Source organism: Streptomyces sp. NBC_01351 (genome assembly GCF_036237315.1).
In the GTDB taxonomy this organism is placed as follows: domain Bacteria; phylum Actinomycetota; class Actinomycetes; order Streptomycetales; family Streptomycetaceae; genus Streptomyces.
The window spans coordinates 3,831,631-3,850,570 of record NZ_CP108356.1 but is presented as its reverse complement, the minus strand read 5'-3'; the positions used below and the strand labels follow the sequence as shown (position 1 = coordinate 3,850,570).

General features: G+C 70.3%; 16 protein-coding genes. 15 read left to right on the top strand and 1 reads right to left on the bottom strand.

The window, feature by feature from the left end:
• The first annotated feature begins 254 nt into the window (after nucleotides 1-254).
• The 3 genes from OG625_RS17590 (at nucleotide 255) to ygfZ (ending at nucleotide 2,359) form a co-directional block, all read left to right on the top strand.
• Nucleotides 255-827 (top strand): FABP family protein, encoded by a 573-nt coding sequence (locus OG625_RS17590; protein ID WP_329381583.1) that lies wholly within the window; start codon nucleotides 255-257, stop codon nucleotides 825-827.
• 86 nt (nucleotides 828-913) lie between these two features.
• Nucleotides 914-1,369, top strand: coding sequence for a Fur family transcriptional regulator (locus OG625_RS17585; RefSeq protein WP_329381581.1), 456 nt, complete (start codon nucleotides 914-916; stop codon nucleotides 1,367-1,369).
• Between the two features lie 21 nt (nucleotides 1,370-1,390).
• Nucleotides 1,391-2,359 carry a CAF17-like 4Fe-4S cluster assembly/insertion protein YgfZ gene (gene ygfZ, locus OG625_RS17580; RefSeq protein WP_329381579.1) on the top strand — a complete coding sequence of 323 codons (969 nt, stop codon included), beginning with the start codon at nucleotides 1,391-1,393 and terminating at the stop codon, nucleotides 2,357-2,359.
• 24 nt (nucleotides 2,360-2,383) lie between these two features.
• Here the strand turns inward: ygfZ and dtd are convergent, their stop codons facing one another.
• A complete protein-coding gene (dtd, locus tag OG625_RS17575) occupies nucleotides 2,384-2,809 on the bottom strand; it encodes a D-aminoacyl-tRNA deacylase (RefSeq protein WP_329381577.1) in 426 nt (141 codons plus the stop codon).
• Nucleotides 2,810-2,945: 136 nt separating this feature from the next.
• Here dtd and OG625_RS17570 point away from each other — a divergent pair, with 136 nt between their 5' ends.
• From OG625_RS17570 to OG625_RS17515, 12 genes are all read left to right on the top strand, one after another.
• Entirely contained in the window at nucleotides 2,946-3,530 is a 585-nt protein-coding gene (locus OG625_RS17570) for an RsiG family protein (RefSeq protein WP_329381574.1), read from the top strand.
• 112 nt (nucleotides 3,531-3,642) lie between these two features.
• Nucleotides 3,643-4,887, top strand: a complete 1,245-nt coding sequence (locus OG625_RS17565) for a GNAT family N-acetyltransferase (protein ID WP_329381572.1) — start codon at nucleotides 3,643-3,645, stop codon at nucleotides 4,885-4,887.
• Between the two features lie 92 nt (nucleotides 4,888-4,979).
• Nucleotides 4,980-5,738 (top strand): putative protein N(5)-glutamine methyltransferase, encoded by a 759-nt coding sequence (locus OG625_RS17560; protein ID WP_329390745.1) that lies wholly within the window; start codon nucleotides 4,980-4,982, stop codon nucleotides 5,736-5,738.
• Between the two features lie 371 nt (nucleotides 5,739-6,109).
• A complete protein-coding gene (locus OG625_RS17555) occupies nucleotides 6,110-7,555 on the top strand; it encodes a hypothetical protein (protein WP_329381570.1) in 1,446 nt (481 codons plus the stop codon).
• Nucleotides 7,552-9,345: a class II fructose-bisphosphate aldolase gene (locus OG625_RS17550; protein ID WP_329381567.1), complete on the top strand. Its 1,794-nt coding sequence runs from the start codon at nucleotides 7,552-7,554 to the stop codon at nucleotides 9,343-9,345. Before OG625_RS17555 ends, OG625_RS17550 begins: the two co-directional genes overlap by 4 nt.
• The gene (locus OG625_RS17545) at nucleotides 9,332-9,808 is read left to right on the top strand and encodes a YbaK/prolyl-tRNA synthetase associated domain-containing protein (protein WP_329381563.1); all 477 of its coding nucleotides are present in this window, start codon (nucleotides 9,332-9,334) and stop codon (nucleotides 9,806-9,808) included. The genes OG625_RS17550 and OG625_RS17545 overlap by 14 nt, the downstream gene beginning before the upstream one ends.
• Before the next feature lie 526 nt (nucleotides 9,809-10,334).
• Nucleotides 10,335-10,967: a LysE family transporter gene (locus OG625_RS17540; RefSeq protein ID WP_329381561.1), complete on the top strand. Its 633-nt coding sequence runs from the start codon at nucleotides 10,335-10,337 to the stop codon at nucleotides 10,965-10,967.
• Nucleotides 10,968-11,401: 434 nt separating this feature from the next.
• Nucleotides 11,402-13,261: a non-ribosomal peptide synthetase gene (locus OG625_RS17535; RefSeq protein ID WP_329381558.1), complete on the top strand. Its 1,860-nt coding sequence runs from the start codon at nucleotides 11,402-11,404 to the stop codon at nucleotides 13,259-13,261.
• A 70-nt stretch (nucleotides 13,262-13,331) separates the two neighbouring features.
• Nucleotides 13,332-16,382, top strand: a complete 3,051-nt coding sequence (locus tag OG625_RS17530; RefSeq protein WP_329381554.1) for a beta-ketoacyl synthase N-terminal-like domain-containing protein — start codon at nucleotides 13,332-13,334, stop codon at nucleotides 16,380-16,382.
• On the top strand, nucleotides 16,375-17,577 hold the full coding sequence (locus OG625_RS17525) for a MupA/Atu3671 family FMN-dependent luciferase-like monooxygenase (RefSeq protein ID WP_329381553.1): 1,203 nt from the start codon (nucleotides 16,375-16,377) through the stop codon (nucleotides 17,575-17,577). Before OG625_RS17530 ends, OG625_RS17525 begins: the two co-directional genes overlap by 8 nt.
• Before the next feature lie 3 nt (nucleotides 17,578-17,580).
• Nucleotides 17,581-18,147, top strand: a complete 567-nt coding sequence (locus OG625_RS17520; RefSeq protein ID WP_329381551.1) for a gamma carbonic anhydrase family protein — start codon at nucleotides 17,581-17,583, stop codon at nucleotides 18,145-18,147.
• Entirely contained in the window at nucleotides 18,144-18,923 is a 780-nt protein-coding gene (locus tag OG625_RS17515) for a thioesterase II family protein (RefSeq protein WP_329381548.1), read from the top strand. The genes OG625_RS17520 and OG625_RS17515 overlap by 4 nt, the downstream gene beginning before the upstream one ends.
• Nucleotides 18,924-18,940 lie beyond the last annotated feature (17 nt).

Sequence of the window (18,940 nt, the reverse complement as noted above, 5' to 3'; positions counted from 1 at the left end):
CACACGGTGCGCCGGTCCCCGGGCCAGTAGGCTTGGGGACCGGCCCCGTACAGCCCCAGAAACGAATTCCGAGGAGCACCCCGTGCTTGAGGCAGTCTTCACCTCCCTGCTGGTCCTGGTCTGCGTCGGCGTCATGGCCTTCACCGTCCTGGCGGTCAAGAAGCTGTACCAGGGTCAGCGCTGAGCCTCGGCTCGACAGCCCGGCCCAGCAGACCGCCCGGAACCCCTCCCACAGATCGCCTGAGCAGCCATTCATGATCCAGATCCCGTCCGACCTGAACCCCGGCCTCGTCCCCCTGGCCTTCCTCCTCGGTACCTGGGAGGGCGCGGGAGTCTTCGACTTCCCCGGTGAGGAGAAGTGCAACTTCGGCCAGGAGGTCGTCTTCGGCCACGACGGCCGGGACTTCCTGGAGTACACCTCTCACACCTGGGTCCTCGACGCCGAGGGCAACAAGGTGCGGCCGCTGGAGTCCGAGTCGGGCTACTGGCGCATCGACAAGGACCGCAAGGTCGAGGTCGTCATGGTCCGCGACCAGGGCGTCGTCGAGGTCTGGTACGGCGATCTCGCCGACCAGAAGCCGCAGATCGACCTGGTCACGGACGCCGTCGCGCGCACGGCGGCCTCCGGCCCGTACAGCGGCGGCAAGCGGCTCTACGGCTACGTGAAGAGCGACCTGATGTGGGTCGGCGAGAAGGCCACGCCGGACGTCGAGCTGCGCCCGTACATGTCGGCCCAGCTGAAGAAGGTCGTCACGCCCGAGGAGGTCGCCGAGATGGCGCGCAACCTCCCGGACATGCCGGACGACGGCATCGCCTTCTTCCGCTGACCCGCTGACCCGCTGAACCGCGGATGCGCTGACGGAGGGGACCGGGGGCTCGCCCACGGTCCCCTCCGCGCGCTTACACTGGCCGGGTGGTCAGCACTGAGGGCACTGAGGGCACCGACTGGAAGAGCGACCTGCGGCAGCGCGGATACCGGCTGACACCGCAGCGCCAGCTCGTGCTGGAAGCGGTCGACGCCCTGGAACACGCCACCCCGGACGAGATCCTCGCCCAGGTGCGCAAGACCGCCTCCGGGGTCAACATCTCCACCGTCTACCGCACCCTCGAGCTCCTCGAGGAGCTCAAACTCGTCTCGCACGCCCACCTCGGGCACGGCGCCCCCACCTACCACCTCGCCGACCGGCACCACCACATCCACCTGGTCTGCCGCGAATGCGAAGACGTCATCGAGGCGGACGTGGACATCGCCGCCGAGTTCACCGCGAAGCTTCGTGCCACCTTCGGCTTCGAGACCGACATGAAGCATTTCGCGATCTTCGGCCTCTGCAAGAAGTGCGCCGCCAAACATCGTGACGGCCACGCGTAGCCGAGTCGTACGCTTGGTCCCATGACCAGCAGCCCTTTGCTCCACCTCCCCGGCGCCGTGCAGGCCGAAGGCCGCGACGAGGGCGTCGCCGCCCACTACGGCGAGCTGTACGGCGAACAACGCGCCCTCGCGGACGGCCGCGGCTTCGTCGACCTCTCGCACCGCGGAGTCGTCACCGTCAGCGGACCGGAGCGGCTGAGCTGGCTGCACCTGCTGCTCACCCAGCACCTCACCGAACTCCCCGCGGGCCAGGCCACCGAGGCGCTGATCCTCTCCGCCAACGGCCACATCGAGCACGCCCTGTACCTCGTCGACGACGGCGAGACCACCTGGGCGCACGTGGAGCCCGGCACCCAGGAGGCGCTGATCGCCTACCTGGAGGCGATGAAGTTCTTCTACCGTGTCGAAGTCGCCGACCGCACCGACGAGTTCGCCGTCGTGCACCTGCCGGCCGGGTCCATCGCCGAGGTCCCCAAGGAGCTCGTCGTACGGGAGACCGCGCACGGCCGCGACGTGTTCCTGCCCCGCGCCGACCTGGAGGCCTTCGCCGCCTCGCACGGCCCGGTCGCCGGGCTCCTCGCGTACGAGGCCCTGCGCGTCGAGGCGCACCGGCCGCGGCTCGGGCTGGAGACCGACCACCGGACCATCCCGCACGAGCTGGGCTGGATCGGCACCGCCGTCCACCTCCAGAAGGGGTGCTACCGCGGCCAGGAGACGGTGGCCCGCGTCCACAACCTGGGGAAGCCCCCGCGCCGCCTCGTCTTCCTGCACCTCGACGGCTCCGAGGTGCTCCTCCCGGCGCACGGCGCGCCCGTCCGGCTCGCCGCCGACGGGGAGGAGGGCCGGCAGCTGGGCTTCGTGACCACGGCCGTGCGCCACCACGAGCTGGGCCCGATCGCGCTCGCGCTGGTCAAGCGGAACGTGCCGGTGGACGCGCCGCTGCTGGCCGGCGGGACGGCTGCCGCGCAGGAGGTCGTCGTAGCGCCGTAGTTCCCGCGCCCTGGTTCCCGCCCGCTAGATGTCGATGACGATGGTGAACGGGCCGTGGTTGGTCAGCGAGACCCGCATGTCCGCGCCGAACCGGCCCGTCTCCACCGTCGCGCCCAGCGCCCGCAGCTGCGCCACGACCTCGTCCACCAGCGGCTCGGCCACCGGGCCGGGCGCCGCCGCGTTCCAGGTGGGGCGGCGGCCCTTGCGCGCGTCCCCGTAGAGCGTGAACTGGGAGATCACCAGCATTGGGGCGTTGATGTCGCTGCAGGACTTCTCCGCCTCCAGGATCCGCACCGACCACAGCTTGCGCGCCAGCAGCGCCGCCTTCTCCGGGGTGTCGTCGTGGGTCACCCCCACCAGCACGCACAGCCCCTCGCCGACGATCTCGCCCACGGTCTCGCCGCCCACGACGACGCTCGCGCCGTCCACCCTCTGCACCACAGCTCGCATACCACCTGTGTACCAGGCGTGCACCCGTCCGGGGCCGATCGGGTGGCGTAGCACTGCGTCGGGACCACGGAGAGTGGCACGATGCACGCAGGCGGTGCGGGTGCGCCGCACCGGTCGAGGGGACGGACTCGTTCGTATGAATACTTCTGGTACCTCCGTACCTGAATCACCCGCCTCCATCGCAGCTGCCGCGGTACGACCGCCCGCGCAGCGCACGGGCGAGCAGCCGGGGCCGGAGGGTCGCACGGCCGCGCTCGGGCTGCCGGAACTGCGCGCGCTGCGCCGCGACGCGCAGCGCGACGAGGCCGATCTGAGCTATGTGCGCCGTCTGCTCCAGGGCCGCATCGACATCCTGCGGGCCGAGCTGGCCCGGCGCGCCGACCCGGAGGCGCCGGTGGCGGACCGGGTGGACCGGCTGTCGGAGATCCTCGCCGACGCCCCCTCCAGCCGCAGCGCGTCCGCCCGGCACGTCACGCTCGGCACCCCGCACAGCGAGGAATACCGGCTGCTGGCGGCGGAGATGCTGGCCGACGTCGAGCTGTCGGACCTGAGCGCGCGCACGGACGACGAGCTGTACGACGGGATGGCCCGGCTGGTGCGCTACGAGCAGCAGGTCTCGCGGCGCCGCCGGCAGCTCCAGCGGACGGTGGACGACTGCAGCGCGGAGATCACCCGGCGGTACCGGGAAGGGGAGGCCCAGGTGGACGACCTGCTGGCGTAGGGAAGGCGGAGCGGGGGCAGAGCGGGGCCGCGAGGCCGCGCGCGCAGGGCAGCGGGCGCGCGGCGGAAAATCGGGCGACCGGGCGACGGTCGGGCCGTTAGCGTGGGCGGCCATGAGTGCTGATGTCCGGCCGATCGCCGAATCCGAGCTCCCCGACTGGCTGCGAACCGTGAACACCGGTTTCCTGACCGCGACCGGAGTGACCGACTCCGACGTGGCCCAGCGGGCCAAGTACAACGATCTCGCCCGCACACTGGGCGCGTTCGACTCCGACACCGGCCGCTGCGTCGCCGCCTTCCGCTCCTTCGCGCAGCAACTGACCGTGCCCGGCGGGGCGTCCGTCCCCTCCAGTGCGATCTCCAACGTGGGCGTGCTGCCCACGCACCGCCGCCAGGGACTGCTGTCCCGGATGATGGGCGGCGAGCTCGCCGCCGCCAAGAAGCGCGGCGACGTGCTGTCGACGCTGATCGCCGCCGAGTACCCGATCTACGGGCGCTACGGGTACGGGCCCGCGGCCTCCATCTCGGAATGGGAGATCGACGTACCGAACACCGGACTGGACCGGCGGCTGGCGGCTCCCGTGGACGGCGGCCGGATCGACCTGGTGGACGCGGCCGAGGTCCGGCGGGTCGGGCCGGAGCTGCACGAACGGCTGCGGGCGCGCACCCACGGCGTCGTGAACCGGGACGCGCGCTGGTGGAGCCTGGCGACCGGGTTGGAGGAGATCTCGTACCGCCCGTACAAGGAGAAGTTCTTCGCGGTGTACCGCACGGCGGCCGGTGAGGTGGCCGGGCTGGCCGCGTACGGGGCCGACGACCACTGGACGGACGCGAAGGTTCCGCAGAACACCGTGCAGGTCAAGGACCTGGTGGCGGTCACTCCGCAGGCGGAGCGGGCGCTGTGGCAGTTCCTGTGCTCGATCGACTGGGTGGCCAAGGTCCGCACCGGCTACCGGGCACCCGACGACCTCGTCGCCCAGCTGCTGCCCGACCCGCGTTCCGCCCGGATCGTCACGGCCGCGGACTTCCTGTGGGTGCGGGTGCTGGACGCCGTACGGGCCCTGCGCGCGCGGACGTACGCGGTGCCGGGGATCCTCGTACTGGAGGTCACGGACGCGGCGGGGCTGTCGGACGGCCGCTACCGGCTGGACGCGGGCACCGCCGCGTGCGAGCGGACCGGGGAGCCGGCCGACCTGAGCCTGGACGTCGCCGAGCTGGGCGCGCTGTACCTGGGCGACGAGTCGGCGCAGCGGCTGGCGGCGCTGGGCCGCGTGACGGAGCGGCGGCCGGGGGCGGTGGCGCTGGCGGACGCGGTGTTCCGCACGGCCCGCCGACCGTGGTGCCCGGACGTCTTCTGAATCACTGAGCAACTGCTGGGCAACCGGCAACCGGCAACCGGCAACCGGCAACCGGCAACGAGTACCGAGGACTGAGCTGTTTGACGCAATCGATGTCACTGGTGGAAGCCCTGCGCGCGGCGGGCTGCGTCTTCGCGGAGGAGGAGGCGGAGCTGCTGAGCGGGGCGGCCCGGGACGACGCCCACCTGGCGGAGCTGTTGGACCGCCGGGTGGGCGGTGAACCGCTGGAACACGTCGTGGGGTGGGCGGAGTTCTGCGGGCTGCGCATGGAGGTGGGCGAGGGGGCCTTCGTACCGCGCCGGCGCACCGAGTTCCTCGTGGAGGAGGCCGTCGCACTGGCCCGGCCCGGAGCGGTGGTGCTCGACCTGTGCTGCGGAGTCGGCGCCCTGGGCGCGGCCGTGGCGGCGCGGACCCCGGGCGGGGTGGAGCTCCACGCGGCGGACATAGACCCGGCCGCGCTGGCGTACGCGCGCCGCAACGTGGCCCCGTTCGGCGGCACGGTCTGGGAGGGCGACCTGTACGCGCCGCTCCCCGCCTCCCTGCTCGGCCGGGTGGACGTGCTGGTGGTCAATGCCCCGTACGTGCCCACGGAGGAGATCGGGCTCATGCCGTCCGAGGCGCGGGACCACGAGCCGCTGGTCTCCCTCGACGGGGGCGCGGACGGCCTGGACATCCACCGCCGGGTCGCGGCGGGCGCCCCGCGCTGGCTGGCCCCGGGCGGGCGGCTCCTGATCGAGACGAGCACCCGGCAGTGCCCGTCGACGGCGGCGGCCCTGGCCGCCGCGGGCCTCACGACCCGGACGGTCACCTCGGAGGAGCTCTACGCGACGGTGGTCATCGCCACGGCCTGAGCCGATGGATTGCGGAAATTCTTTCGCGTGCCCGTTGAATTTGCGTGAAATTCAACGGATTCCCGCATTGGCGAACTGTCGGCCCCGCGGGGGAATCCCGAATTCCGCACAAGATCATTGACGGAAACAGTGATCGTTGTTAGCGTGCGCGTGTTTCCGGGACGGGCCCCGGAAGGGATGCACGGGGGAGCTCGTACGCGAGTGTGCGTGGCGCGCGCGGCGCGCGGTTCAGCCGCGCTCGGATGCGGTCCCTTGATTTTCTGGTTCCGGCACAGCGTCGTGCGCGGGTATTGCTCCCTTCCGCACCCTGTTCCTCTGCAGTTGCTGCCGGTCGTCGAGGCCCGGCAGGCACACACGGGGGGCGTTTCATCATGCGCGTAGCGGAACAGAGCGGGGGCGTCATCGCCCTGGTCGACGAGGCGAGGCGGCTTGACCAGGCGCCCGAGCTCACCACCGAGGATGCCGTGGTCACCTCCTCTCCCCTTGTGCCGGGGGAGGAATGGGCCGGCGGCTGGGTGTCGGACACCTTGGAGCGTCTCGCTTCGGACTTCGTTCTCGACAACACCTACCGAGAACAGCATTTGAGTCTCACCGCCAGTGAGAACTATCCGAGCAAACTCGTGCGGATGCTCGGCAGCGGACTACAGGGCGGGTTCTACGAGTTCGCTCCGCCGTACCCCTCGGCCCCCGGTGAATGGGCCTTCCCCGATTCGGGTGCCATGGCATCGCTGGTGTCGAAGCTGACGGGTATCGGGAAGCAGCTCTTCGAAGCGGCCTCTTTCGATTGGCGCCCCAACGGCGGATCGGTGGCCGAGCAAGCCGTTCTGCTGGGCACCTGCGGAAGGGGCGACGGATACGTTCACTTCGCGCACAAGGACGGCGGGCACTTCGCCCTGGAGTCGCTGGCCACCGTCGCCGGCATCAACACGTACCACCTCCCGATGGTGGACCGGACCCTCCTCATCGACGTGGACCGCCTGGCCACGTTGGTGGCGGAGCACCCGGAGATCAAACTCGTCCTGCTCGACCAGTCGTTCAAACTGCGCTGGCAGCCGCTGGCGCAGATCCGGGCCGCCCTGCCCGAGGGCGTGTTCCTCGCCTACGACGCCAGCCACGACGGCGCCCTGATCGCGGGCGGAGCGCTGCCGCAGCCCACGCTGCTCGGCGCGGACGCCGTACACGGGAACACCCACAAGACCATCCCCGGGCCGCAGAAGGCCTACATCGCCTTCCGGGACGCGGACCACCCCAAACTGAAATCGGTGTCGGACTGGGTCTGCCCGCAGATGCAGAGCAACTCCCACGCCGAGCTGATCGCGCCCATGTACGTGGCCCTGTCGGAGATGTCCCTCTACGGCCACGACTACGCGCGCCAGATCCTCGCCAACGCCAAGGCGCTGGCCGGTGCGCTGCACGAGGAGGGGGTGCGGGTCTCCGGGGAGTCCTTCGGGTTCACCGAGACCCACCAGGTCCACATCATCACCGGCTCGGCCTCCGACGCGCTCCGGCTGGCCCTCGGGGACCTGGCACTCGCCGGGATCCGCACCACCAACATCGAGGTGCCGGGCAGTAACGGACTGCACGGCCTGCGGCTCGGCGTGCAGGCGATGACCCGGCGCGGACTCGACGAGGCGGCGATGCGCGAGGTGGCGCGGCTGGTCGCCAAGGTGGTGCTGCGCCGGGCCGACCCCGCGGCGATCCGGGCCGAGGTCGCCGACCTGCTCCAGCACCACAGCCTCGACCGGCTCGCCTACTCCTTCGACCCCTACGTCGAATCGCCCGCCGCGCAGGCGCTGCTCGCCGAGGTGCTGCGGTGATCCCGCTGCCGGGTGCGGCCCGCCGGCGCGGGGACGCCCCGCACGCCGTGGTCGACGGGGCCGTCTGGAACACCGAGTGGGCCCGCCTGCTCCTGTCACGGCTCGGGATCCGCGCGATCATCGCCGAGGGCCGGTTGTCGCCCGAGCGCGTGCTCGACACCCTCGCCGCCCAGTCCGTGGCCCTCGTGTGCGAGGAGCTCCCGGTCAGCGGCCTGGCCGCGATGACCTGGGCCGCGCGCCGGACCGAGGCGTTGCGCCGGAGCGATCCGACGCTCGGGATCGTCTTCGTGGTCGAGGACCGGACGGCGCTGGATCCGCGCACGCTGCCCCCGCTGGTGCGGATCCTGGCTCCCGGCGACACCGATCTGGACGCCTTCGTCGAAGAGGTGCAGCGCGTCCGCCGGGAGGTCCACTGGGAGCTGCGCAACAGACGTCCCGCCGCGACGGCCGCCACGGTCGACATCCGGCCCGGGCGGTGGGCCGGCAGCGTGCCGAACTTCAACGTGAAGCACCCGTCCATGCTGCTGCCCTTCGCCCTGCTCTCCGCCCGCACGCGGCAGGAGGTCTACTGCGAGATCTCGCCGCAGGAAGCCCTGCTGTTCATCGCCCCGAGCGCGAACGAGGGGCCGCTCGCGGCCGTCACCGGCGTCTTCCGCACGTTGAAACGGGACGTCGACCGGCTCAACACCGAGCTCGGCTCGCGGCTGCGCCTGCACTTGGACCACGCGGACGACTACGAGGTCGTGCGCGCCGCCTGCGAGGCGGGGTTCGACTCGGTCATGGCCGACGGATCCGGCCGGACGCTGCACCAGAACGTCCTGTTCACCAACGCGGCAACCAAGCTGGCGCGGCAGTACGGGGTCCTCGTCGAGGGCGAGATCGGGGCCATCGACGGCGCGGGACTGCGGAAGTGGTCCAAGACGAGCGAGGACGACTTCACCCGTTTCGTCGAGGACACGGACCTCGACTTCATCGGGGGTCACGTGGGCCAGTTCCACAGCTTCGACTACGGCTTCGCCTCCACCCGCAGGTCACTGGCCGAGATCGAGCTGCTGGACGACCGCTCCTCGGAGGGCGACCTGCACGCCTTCGCGGAATCGTGCACCCGGGTCGTGGCGTCTTTGACGGAGGTCGGATTCCCCGCTCACTCGGCCGAGCACCGGCTGGTCGCCGCCGTGGCCCGCCGGGCGATGGAGGGCGACGAGGAGGAGCAGCTGCACTCGGTCTTCCGCGATGCCCGCGAGGCCCTCCCCGTCTTCCAGCGGCCGCTGCTCGACAACCTCGAAGTGGAATGGCTGGAGCGGAGGTTGGCGAAGGCCCGGCGCAAGGCGCAGCTGTGGGAGCAGGTCTTCCACACGGAACCCGCGCGCGAGCACCGGCACGCCGTCATCGACCACGGGCTCATCCGGACGCTCGTGGGTACGTTGAAGGAGAGCGGCCGGGGACTGGTCGTGCACGGCGGCAGTTCGCTCTCCAGGGTCGACCTCGCGGTCCTCCCGTCGCACGGGGTGGCCCGGGTGAACTTCGGCAGCGGGATCTACGCCGACTACCTCGAAGCGCTGCGCGCCCACGTTCCCGTGGACCCCGCCTCTCCCACGGGTGAGGGGCCGTGGAAGCACATGCGCCGCATGTCCTACCTCGCCGAGGCGACCCGCGACTGGCGTTCCTGGACCGCCGCCCCGCCGCCCTTCGTCGACACTTTCGTCAGCCTGTTGGAGCGGCGCTACGCCGCCCCGCTCCGCCGTACACGCACACCGAGCACCAGGGAGCCCGTAGTTGAGTCCGTTTGAGCAGATCATCGGCCTTCTCGACCGCGAGAAGGCCGAGTACCGCACGATCGAGCACCCCGCCGAGGGACGCTCGGAGGAGGTGTCCGCCGTGCGCGGTACCTCCGTGGCGCAGGGCGCCAAGGCACTCGTCTGCAGGGTGAAGGGGATCGACTCCCCGGCGGTGCTCGCCGTACTGGGGGGTGACCGGCGTGCGGACGTCAAGAAGATCGTCGCCGCCGCGGGCGGCCGCAAGGGAGGCTTCGCGCCCGCGGAACTGGCCGAGGAGCTGACCGGCTGCGTCATCGGCGCCATCCCGCCGTTCTGGCTGACCGCCGGCCTGCCGGTGATCGTGGACGAGGACTTCCTCGCGTCCTACGAGGAGATCGCCTTCAACGCCGGGCGGCTGGACCGCTCCGTCGTCATGCGCGCGCAGGACTACGTACGGATCGTCGCGCCGACGGTGGCGCCCATCTCCGCGGGCTGAGAGCCGCCGGGGGAGCAGCCGAGCAGCCGAGAAGCCGAGGGGCCGGGATCGAGGGCCCCTCGGCTTCGGCATGTCCGGGGCCGGCGACACCGACGCCGACACCGACATTGAGCCACCCGCCGCGGCTGCCTCCGGGGCGATTTCACAGTGGCGGACGATCGTTTGACAGGTACCTCAAATCTCATGGAACCGCCGACTCCGCAATTGCTCGAGCAAATAGAATAAAGTTGAATATCTCACAAAAACCGGAATGCCTTACGCCGTATTCGCGGCGCACCAGCCCTGACGTGCCCGATGGGCCGACTGGTCGTGCTGTCGGCCGGCCCGAGTGGGTCGGGCTCGCCACGTTGCACTGGGGAACTCAATTATGTTGAATCTCTTACCAGATGTGGAATGGATTGCACCGGATCCATATGGTGGACCGATCATCTGGCACTCGGCGTGGCCTGTATATGCTGCGTCGCGATCACCGGGAAGAAGTGTTTGGTGGTCACACATAAATGCATGAGAGGGAGGGCTCAAAGTCATGCCAATGAGTGTGTGGATAACCTGTTTCGCGGCCTCTTGGATATTTTCCTTGTCGCCGGGTTCCGGTTCTGTATTCTCCATGTCGAACGGCCTGAACTATGGCTTCCGGCGCGGCTACCTCGGTGCGATCGGCCTGGTCATCGGCCTGTGGGCGGTCTTCCTCGCCGTGGTCGTCGGGCTCGGCGTGGTGATCCAGGCGTCGCCGATCGCCTTCAACGTGCTCAAGTGGGCGGGCGTTGCCTATCTGTTCTACCTTGGCCTTTCCCAGTGGCTTTCCAAGGCCTCGCCGATTACTCTCCGGGAAAAGGAGAAGCCGCGTATCGGCTCCTTTGAGATCATCGGCAAGGGGATTTCGCTCAACCTGATCAACCCCAAGGGCTACATCTTCATGCTCGCGGTGATCCCCCAGTTCATCACCTCGGGAATGCCGCTCGCTCCCCAGTACATCGCCGTTGCCCTGACCATGGCGTTCACGGACCTCGTGGTGATGGCGGGATACACCGGACTCGCGGCCCGGGTCGCGACCCGACTGAAGACCGAGAGCCAGGTCAACACCCTGAACAAGATCTTCGGCGCGCTGTTCATGCTCGCCGCCATCGTGCTGGCGACCTTCCAGCAGACCACCAGCTGACCACCGGCTGACCATCGGCCGGAAACGGCCGCTCCGAGGGCCGGTCCGTGTCCCCGGCGTCGGTCACGGCAGTGGCCGCATGGGCCACCCGCCGACTCGGTGACGACGTACCGGCCGTGTCGAACCATCCGTCGAATTCCCAGCACCAGCCCCACCCGCCGCCGCAGTGCCTCCGGGCGATCGGACCGCGCGGCGTCAGACCCACGTGAGCGCTTTCCCAGCCGGCCCGGTCCGGGCCTGGGTCGCTCCCCCCGTTCGGTGTCCCCGGCCCCAGGCCCTGGTCGGACGCCGGACCGCGTCGTCCGTTGCCGTGCCGCGCCGAAGTCGCCGCGTGCTCCCGCCGGACAGACGAGACCGCGAGGGCCGCCCTCGCCCTGACCCACTGAGGAAACGAAAGCCTCGTTCGAGGCAGATCAGTGAGGAAACCTCATCAGATGGAGAGAGTAGCCGTGCAGGCGGTCGACACCCTTTTGCTGCGGGCCTGCGAGAAATACGCGGACGCGACCGCGATCACCTCTTCTTCCGAATCGATCACCTACACCGAACTTCTGGAGCGCGCCCGCGAAGTGGCGGGCGATCTGGAGGCGCGCGGAATCGGCAAGGGCGACGTCGTGGCGGTTCTCGGCCGCCGCAGCGCGTCCGTGGTCGTGGCCGTCTTCGGCGTGTGGATGGCGGGCTCGATCGTCATGCTCGTCGACGAGGCCCTGCCCGACGTGCGACGCGAGACCATGCTGGACTCCGGTCCCGTCCGCGCGACCATCTCGTGCGCGGACGGCCGGCGGATCGCCCTGCGGCCCGACCCCGACCCCGCACCGGCCGGCGAAGGCTCCGCGCCCGCGGTCCTCGACGACGCGGACCACGCGTACGTCGCCTTCACCTCCGGGTCGACGGGCAAGCCCAAGGCGATCATCGGCAGCCACACGGGCCTGTCGCTGTTCCTGCGGTGGCAGTCCGACGAATTCTCGATCGGGCCGGACGACCGCTTCGCGCACCTCACCAACCTGTCGTTCGACGTCTGGTTCCGGGACGCCCTGACGCCCCTGATCTCCGGTGCCGCACTGTGCGTTCCGGACGAACTGCACCTCGATGCCGACGGCGTGCTGGACTTCCTGCGGAGCCGGCGGATCACGGCTCTGCACCTGGTTCCCTCGCTCGGCAAGCTGTGGACGGCCGGAGCCGCCGAGACGGAGCCGGTACCGACCGTCCGCCACGCCTTCTTCGCCGGTGAGCCGCTGGACGGCGCGCTGGTGAGCCGCTGGCGGGAGCTCTTCCCGAGCTGCCAGGTGGTCAACCTCTACGGTCCGACCGAGACGACGCTGGCCCAGCACTTCTACCGGGTGCCGCAGGGCGTGACGTCCGGGATCCAGCAGGTGGGCCGGAACCTTCCGCAGTCCACGAGCTACGTCCTGGACGACGACAAGCGGCTCTGCGCGGACGACGCCGTCGGCCAGATCTTCATCGCGGCGGACCATCCCTCGCACGGCTACCTCGTCGACGGCCGGATCGTTTCCCCCTTCGTGGAGATCCACGTGGGCGGAGAGCGCATCGTCGCCTATCCGACGGGCGATCTCGGCCGCCGGACCGGGCAAGGAGGGCTGGAGATCCTCGGCCGGGCGGACGAGCAGATCAAGATCGCGGGTGTCCGGATCGAGCTGCAGGAGGTGCGCTCCGCGATCCAGTCGCACCCGAGTGTCCGCGACGTCTTCGTGTGCGCTCAGGAGGATCGTTTCACCAAGGTCATCGTCGCGGTCCTGGAAGGCGATGCGACGGCCGAGCAGGACCTCCGCGACTACCTGAACGGGCGTCTGATGAGCGTCATGCTCCCGTCGGCGTTCCTGTTCGTGCCCGAACTGCTCAAGCTCCCCAACGGCAAGGTCGACCGCAAGGCGCTCGCGGAAGTCGCCCGCGCCCACGTCCAGGACCGGGCCCGACGCGCCATCGGCACGGGAGGCCCTGGCCGTAAGACCGGCCCGGTGCCCGACCGGCTCGAACGCATCTGGCTCGCCGTTACGGGCAACGGCGCGGCGCGGCTGGCCGACCGCGAATCCACCTTCTTCGGCGTGGGCGGAACCTCCCTGACGATCGCCGTCCTCCACGCGGAGATCCAAGCCGAGTTCGGCGTCCGCTTCCCGCTCGTCCGACTCTTCGAGCACGCCTCCTTCAATGCTCAGCGTCGATTCCTCGAAGCCATGACGAAGGAGCCCGGCGGCAACGCACCGAGCACCGCGGCGGCTGCCCCCGGCGCCGCCGGACGGCGCCGTGTGCTGTCGGCCAGGCGCTCCCGTCAGCTCTGAGGGGTGCCCGGCCCTGATCCGCCGGACACCCCTGGCAAGCACCCCTGTACTGGATGGGACATGGATGAACATGCACAGCGATGACGACGACCTGATCGCGATCGTCGCCATGGAATGCCGCCTTCCACAGGCGGCGGACGTCGACGAGTTCTGGCAGAAGCTGGTGGACGCCGAGAGCGCCATCACCGATCTGACCGATGCCGAAGTCGCGGCGGCCGGGGTACCGGCCGGCCAGAGCTCCCGGCCGGACTACGTCAAGCGGGCCGGAGTCCTGGACGGTCTCGCGGACTTCGACGCCCCCTACTTCGGCTACTCCTCGCGCGAGGCGGACATCCTCGACGTCCAGCAGCGCCTCATGCTGGAGAAGTCCGTCGCGCTGCTGGAGCGGGCCAACATCGATCCGCACCGCACCGAGCAGAGGATCGGCGTCTTCGCCGGCTCGGGGATGAGCACGTACCTCTTCGGGGTCCTGAGCCGCCCGGACCTCGTCGACTCGTTCGGTGAGATGGTCGTGCGCCACGGCAACGACAAGGACTTCCTGGTCACCCGGATCTCCCACAAGCTGAACCTGCGCGGCCCCAGTGTGAACGTGCAGACCGCGTGCTCGACCGGGCTCGTCGCCGTCCACTCGGCCGTCCAGAGCCTGCTGCTGAACGAATGCGACGCGGCGATCGCGGGCGCGGTGTACGTACGCGTCCCCCAGCACGCCGGCTACCGGTACCAGGTCGGCGGCGTGCTGTCCCCGGACGGCACCTGCAGGCCGTTCGACGCCGAGGCCAACGGGACCGTGTTCACCAACGGCCTCGGGCTCGTCCTGCTGAAGCGGCTGCGCGACGCGATCGCCGACGGCGACGACATCCAGGCGGTCATCGCCGGGTCGGCGGTCAACAACGACGGAGCGCAGAAGGCGAGCTTCACCGCCCCGAGCGTCTCCGGCCAGGTCGGCGTCCTGAGCGACGCCCTCGCGATCTCCGGCGCCAAGCAGACGGACATCACGTACATCGAGGCGCACGGGACGGGGACGGCGCTCGGCGACCCCATCGAGATCGAGGCGATCAAGCAGGCGTACGGAACCGACGGCGATCCGTGCGGAATCGGCTCGCTCAAGGGCAACTTCGGGCACCTCAACATCGCCGCGGGCATCGTCGGCCTGATCAAGGCGGCGCTGGTGCTGAAGCACAAGTACGTGCCGCCGACCGTGAACGTGCGCGAACTCAACCCGGCGCTCGAACTGGACGGCTCGCGCTACTTCGTGACCACCGAGGGACGGCCGCTCGAAGGCGACGACACGCACTGGGCCGGCGTGAGCGCTTTCGGCATGGGCGGCACCAACGGCCACGTCATCCTCCGGAGCTTCGAGAGGACACCGGCAGGGCCCGCCGAACCCGCCGGACCTTCCGGGCCCGCCGGCGGTCCGAGCATCCTCACCTTCTCGGCGAGGTCCGAAGAGGCGCTGCGCCGGCAGGCGGCCGAACTGGCGAAGCACCTCGCGGCGGACCCCGACGCCTCGCCGGCCGAGTACGCGCACACGCTGCGCGTCGGCAGGACGCTCCATCCCCACCGTGCCTCGCTGGCCGTCGTGGACCGTGCGGAGGCGGTCTCACGGCTGAAGGCCGAGCGGTACCACGTGGGATCCGAGACGGACGCGAACGAGGTGTGCTTCGTCTTCGCGGGCCAGGGAACCCAGCGCTCGGGCATGGGTTCCGTACTCGCCTCGAAGAACGCGTCCTTCGCCCGCCGGCTCGACGAAGCGGTCGCCGCGGTGAACGCGCACACGGACGTCGACCTGCGGAGCCACCTGCGCTCCGACGGGGAGACGGACGCCACCGGCGCCGACACTTCCGACACCTCCGTGGCGCAGCCGCTCCTCTTCGCCGTCGAGTACGCGCTGGCGACCGCCCTCATCGACGCGGGCGTGCGGCCCCGCTACCTCTTCGGGCACAGCCTCGGCGAGGTCGTCGCCGCCACCGTGGCCGGGGTCTTCGACCTGCGCACGGCGGCGGAGCTGGTGGTGCGGCGGTCGAGGGCCATGGCGCGCTGCACCCCCGGAGCGATGCTCGCCGTCAGCCGGCTGGAGCCGTTCGGCGAGCTGCTCGACGCCGGCGTCCTGGTGATCGCGGCGACCAACTCCCCGCAGCAGTTCGTCCTGTCCGGAACCCACCAGGGCATCGAGCAGGCGATCGCACGGGCGGTGGAGGCGGGCATCTCCCACCAGCGGCTCGCGACCTCGCACGCCTTCCACTCGCCGCTGATGGAGGACGGCGCGCGGGAGTTCCTCGCGTTCCTGAAGACCGTCGACTTCCAGGAGCCACGGATCCCCCTGGTATCGAACATCACCGGCGCGATCCTCACCGGGTACGAGGCCAGGAACCCGCACTACTGGGCGGACCACCTCATCCGGGGCGTCGACTTCGCGGGGTCGGTCCGAACGCTGCGCGAGCACGGCGTGCGACGGTTCGTCGAGATCGGCTCCGGCCGGTCGATGAGCAACCTGATCCGTGCCAACGCGGGATCGGAGTCCGGCGCGGTCCTGGAACTCGCCCAGACGCTGGCCGAGCCGGACCACGAGGACGAGTCGTTCGCGGACGCGGTGGCCCTCGGCTGGGCCTCCGACCCCGAGGTGCGCATCGGGGAGTACGCGACGGCGGGGCGGATGGTGTCCCTGCCGACCTACGCCTTCGACAAGCAGGCCCACTGGGTGGAGCCGACGCTCGGTTTCCTCCTGGCCAGGCAGGAATCCGCCGTGGTGAGCACGGTCCCGGCCCCGTCGACCGGTGCCCCGGCCACGGACGCACCGGCAGCGGCGCAGGCACCTGCGGCTGCGGCCGCGGCTGCACCCGCCGCCGAGGTGCAAGGCGCCGGTGTCGACGCGGCGACCGAGGAGATCCGGCTGATCGTCGGCCAGATCTTCGAGAGCTTCCTCGGCTCGTCGGACGCGGCCGACGACCTCGGCTTCTTCGAACTCGGCGGCAACTCGCTCATGGCGATCCAGCTGATCAACAAGCTGCGCGAGACCTTCGAATTCGACCTCTCCGTCCGTGACTTCTACGAGAACAGCTCGGTCTCGGCGGCCACGAACGTGATCACGGCCATGCTGCTTGAGGAGCCCGCACATGTCTGACAGCACCTATCTCGACGCCGGCCGGCTGGCGAGGCTGAAGGCCCAACTGAAGTCCGGTTCGGCGCCCACTCCCGCGGCCACGCCCACGTCGGCCGCCGCGCCCGCGCCCGTGACCCCCGCCGAGCCGGCCGAACGCCGCCCGTCCACGGGACTGCCCGACCTGGGCGTCATCTTCTTCTCCGGTCTCAGCGGGGACGGCGACCCGTACGACCTCCTGCTGGACGTCTCGCGCTTCGTCGACGAAGCCGGCTTCACCGCGATCTGGACCCCGGAGCGGCACTTCACCGAGGTCGGCGGCGCGTATCCCAACCCGTCCGTACTGGGCGCGGCACTGGCGATGATCACCGAGAAGGTCCGCATCCGTGCGGGAAGCGTCAACCTCCCCCTCCACGACGTCCTGCGCGTGGCGGAGGAGTGGGCGCTCGTCGACAACCTGTCGGGCGGCCGGGTGGACCTCGCGGTGGCGCCCGGCTGGCACGCGCGGGACTTCGTCCTCGGCCCGGACGGGTACGAGGACAGGTCGCAGGTGCTCAACCGCTCGCGGGAGCAGCTGCAGAGCCTGTGGCGCGGAACGGCCGTCGGGCGGACCGATCCGCTGGGAGAGGTCCACGACATCCTGACCTTCCCCCGCCCCGTGCAGCCCGAGCTGCCCGTCTGGCTGACCACGTCGAAGAACCCCGACGCGTGGCGGTTCGCCGGCGAGAACGGCCTGAACGTCCTGTCGGCGCTCATCAACTTCGGCCCGGCCGAACTCGCGAAGCGGATCGAGATCTACCGGGAGGCGCGCGCCGGCGCCGGCTTCGATCCCGACTCCGGCACGGTCTCCCTGATGCTGCACACCTACGTCGGTGTCGACACGCAGGAAGCGGTGGAACGGGTCAGGCCCGCCCTGGTCCAGTACCTCAGCGGCTTCGTCTCCCAGCACGCCACCTCGGGGCAGAGCGAGTCGCAGGACAAGTCCCAGACCCTGCAGAACCTCGGCGACGACCGCGACGAATTCCTGGAGATGGTGTTCCAGCGGTACGTCTCGTCGAGTTCGCTCATCGGCGATGTGGACCGGGCCCGTACGACGCTGGAGGACTTCTCCGCGATGGGCGTGAACGAGATCGCCTGCCTGGTCGATTTCGGACTGTCCAAGGACGACGTCATGAAGAGCCTCACCCGGCTCTCGTCGCTGATCCGGAAAGAGGCCTGAGAGATGAAGACGTACAGCTTCCAGGGTGTCCAGCCGCGCATCCACCCGAGCGTCTACGCGTTCGACGACGTGGTGGTCATCGGAGACGTGGAGATCGAGGCGGACGTCAGCCTCTGGCCGGGCGTGACGATCCGCGGGGACAAGGGCGGCGTCCGCATCGGCCGGGGGTCGAACGTCCAGGACCACTCGATGCTGCACTCCGACCCCGACCATCCGCTGGTCGTCGGCCGCGACGTGACGATCGCCCACGGCGCCCTGCTGCACGGCTGCTCGGTCGGTGACGGCTCCGTCGTCGGCATTGGCGCGGTCCTGCTGAACGGCGTCTCGGTCGGGGAGAGTTCGCGGGTCTCCGCAGGGGTGGTGCTGAGCGCCGGACCGCTGCTTCCGCCCCGGAGCCTGATCGCGGGCACTCCCGCGTCCGTCCTGATGAAGCTGAGCGACAGCGACGTGGCGGTGCTGGACGAGACGGCCGCCGAATACCGGGAGCTGGCCGCGCGGTACCGCACGGGGCTCCGCCGGGTAGAGGTACCGGGCCACGAGTCGTCGGAAACGCGGACCGGCAGCCGATGACCCGGCACATCCGGGCAACCGGCACGCCGCTCCTGAGGAGGTACTCCCACGGGCATCGGCGCGTGGTCGTCTGCTTCCACCACGCCGGTGGGGGCACGGCCGCCTTCCGGAGCTGGCCGGACGCGCTCGCGCCGACGACGGACGTGGTCCTGGTCCAGCTCAAGGGCCGTGAGGACCGCATCGGGGAACCGCTCACGGACCACCTGGACGATCTCGCGCTGGAGATCGCCCGGGGGATCTGCGCGCTGCCCTACGACGACATCGTGCTTCTCGGGCACAGCATGGGGGCGACCGTCGCGTGGGCCGTCGCCGACGCGATCTGGGCGGTCTACCGCCGCCGCGTCCGGGTGGTGCTGTCCGCGCAGGCGCCGCCCCCGTACAGCCTGGAGGCGGCCGGCCGGCTGTTCGCGCAGGGGGACGGCTGCGAGAACGCCGAGGAGATCCTCGGCGCGGTCGGCGGCTCCGCGGCGCGTGCGGTCGGCGAGTTCTACGCGGACACCCTCGCCGCGGATCTGGCGTGGATGTCCCGCGAGTTCCCCTCGCTGACCCCGCGCGCACTGCCCGTCGACCTGTACTGCGTGGCGGCGGAGCGGGACCGCCTGCTGGCCCCCGGATTCATGGCCGGCTGGGCGTCGCTGACGACACGGCACTTCTCGCTGTCCACCGTTCCCGGCGGACACATGTACCTGCTGACGGACCCCACGCCCCTGCTCGGCCTCGTGACGGGGCTCGCGCTCCAGGACTCCGCGGAAATGGTGACCACCCTTGTTCAGTAGCGCTCGTGACAGCGCGA

Excerpts from the sequence above, each read along its gene's own strand:
- OG625_RS17535 (WP_329381558.1), top strand. The coding sequence starts at position 11,402 with ATGGAGAGAGTAGCCGTGCAGGCGGTCGACACCCTTTTGCTGCGGGCC.
- OG625_RS17590 (WP_329381583.1), top strand. The coding sequence starts at position 255 with ATGATCCAGATCCCGTCCGACCTGAACCCCGGCCTCGTCCCCCTGGCC.
- OG625_RS17560 (WP_329390745.1), top strand. The coding sequence starts at position 4,980 with ATGTCACTGGTGGAAGCCCTGCGCGCGGCGGGCTGCGTCTTCGCGGAG.
- OG625_RS17530 (WP_329381554.1), top strand. The coding sequence starts at position 13,332 with ATGCACAGCGATGACGACGACCTGATCGCGATCGTCGCCATGGAATGC.
- OG625_RS17515 (WP_329381548.1), top strand. The coding sequence starts at position 18,144 with ATGACCCGGCACATCCGGGCAACCGGCACGCCGCTCCTGAGGAGGTAC.
- dtd (WP_329381577.1), bottom strand. The coding sequence starts at position 2,809 with ATGCGAGCTGTGGTGCAGAGGGTGGACGGCGCGAGCGTCGTCGTGGGC.
- OG625_RS17555 (WP_329381570.1), top strand. The coding sequence starts at position 6,110 with ATGCGCGTAGCGGAACAGAGCGGGGGCGTCATCGCCCTGGTCGACGAG.
- ygfZ (WP_329381579.1), top strand. The coding sequence starts at position 1,391 with ATGACCAGCAGCCCTTTGCTCCACCTCCCCGGCGCCGTGCAGGCCGAA.
- OG625_RS17525 (WP_329381553.1), top strand. The coding sequence starts at position 16,375 with ATGTCTGACAGCACCTATCTCGACGCCGGCCGGCTGGCGAGGCTGAAG.
- OG625_RS17570 (WP_329381574.1), top strand. The coding sequence starts at position 2,946 with ATGAATACTTCTGGTACCTCCGTACCTGAATCACCCGCCTCCATCGCA.
- OG625_RS17540 (WP_329381561.1), top strand. The coding sequence starts at position 10,335 with ATGCCAATGAGTGTGTGGATAACCTGTTTCGCGGCCTCTTGGATATTT.
- OG625_RS17565 (WP_329381572.1), top strand. The coding sequence starts at position 3,643 with ATGAGTGCTGATGTCCGGCCGATCGCCGAATCCGAGCTCCCCGACTGG.
- OG625_RS17520 (WP_329381551.1), top strand. The coding sequence starts at position 17,581 with ATGAAGACGTACAGCTTCCAGGGTGTCCAGCCGCGCATCCACCCGAGC.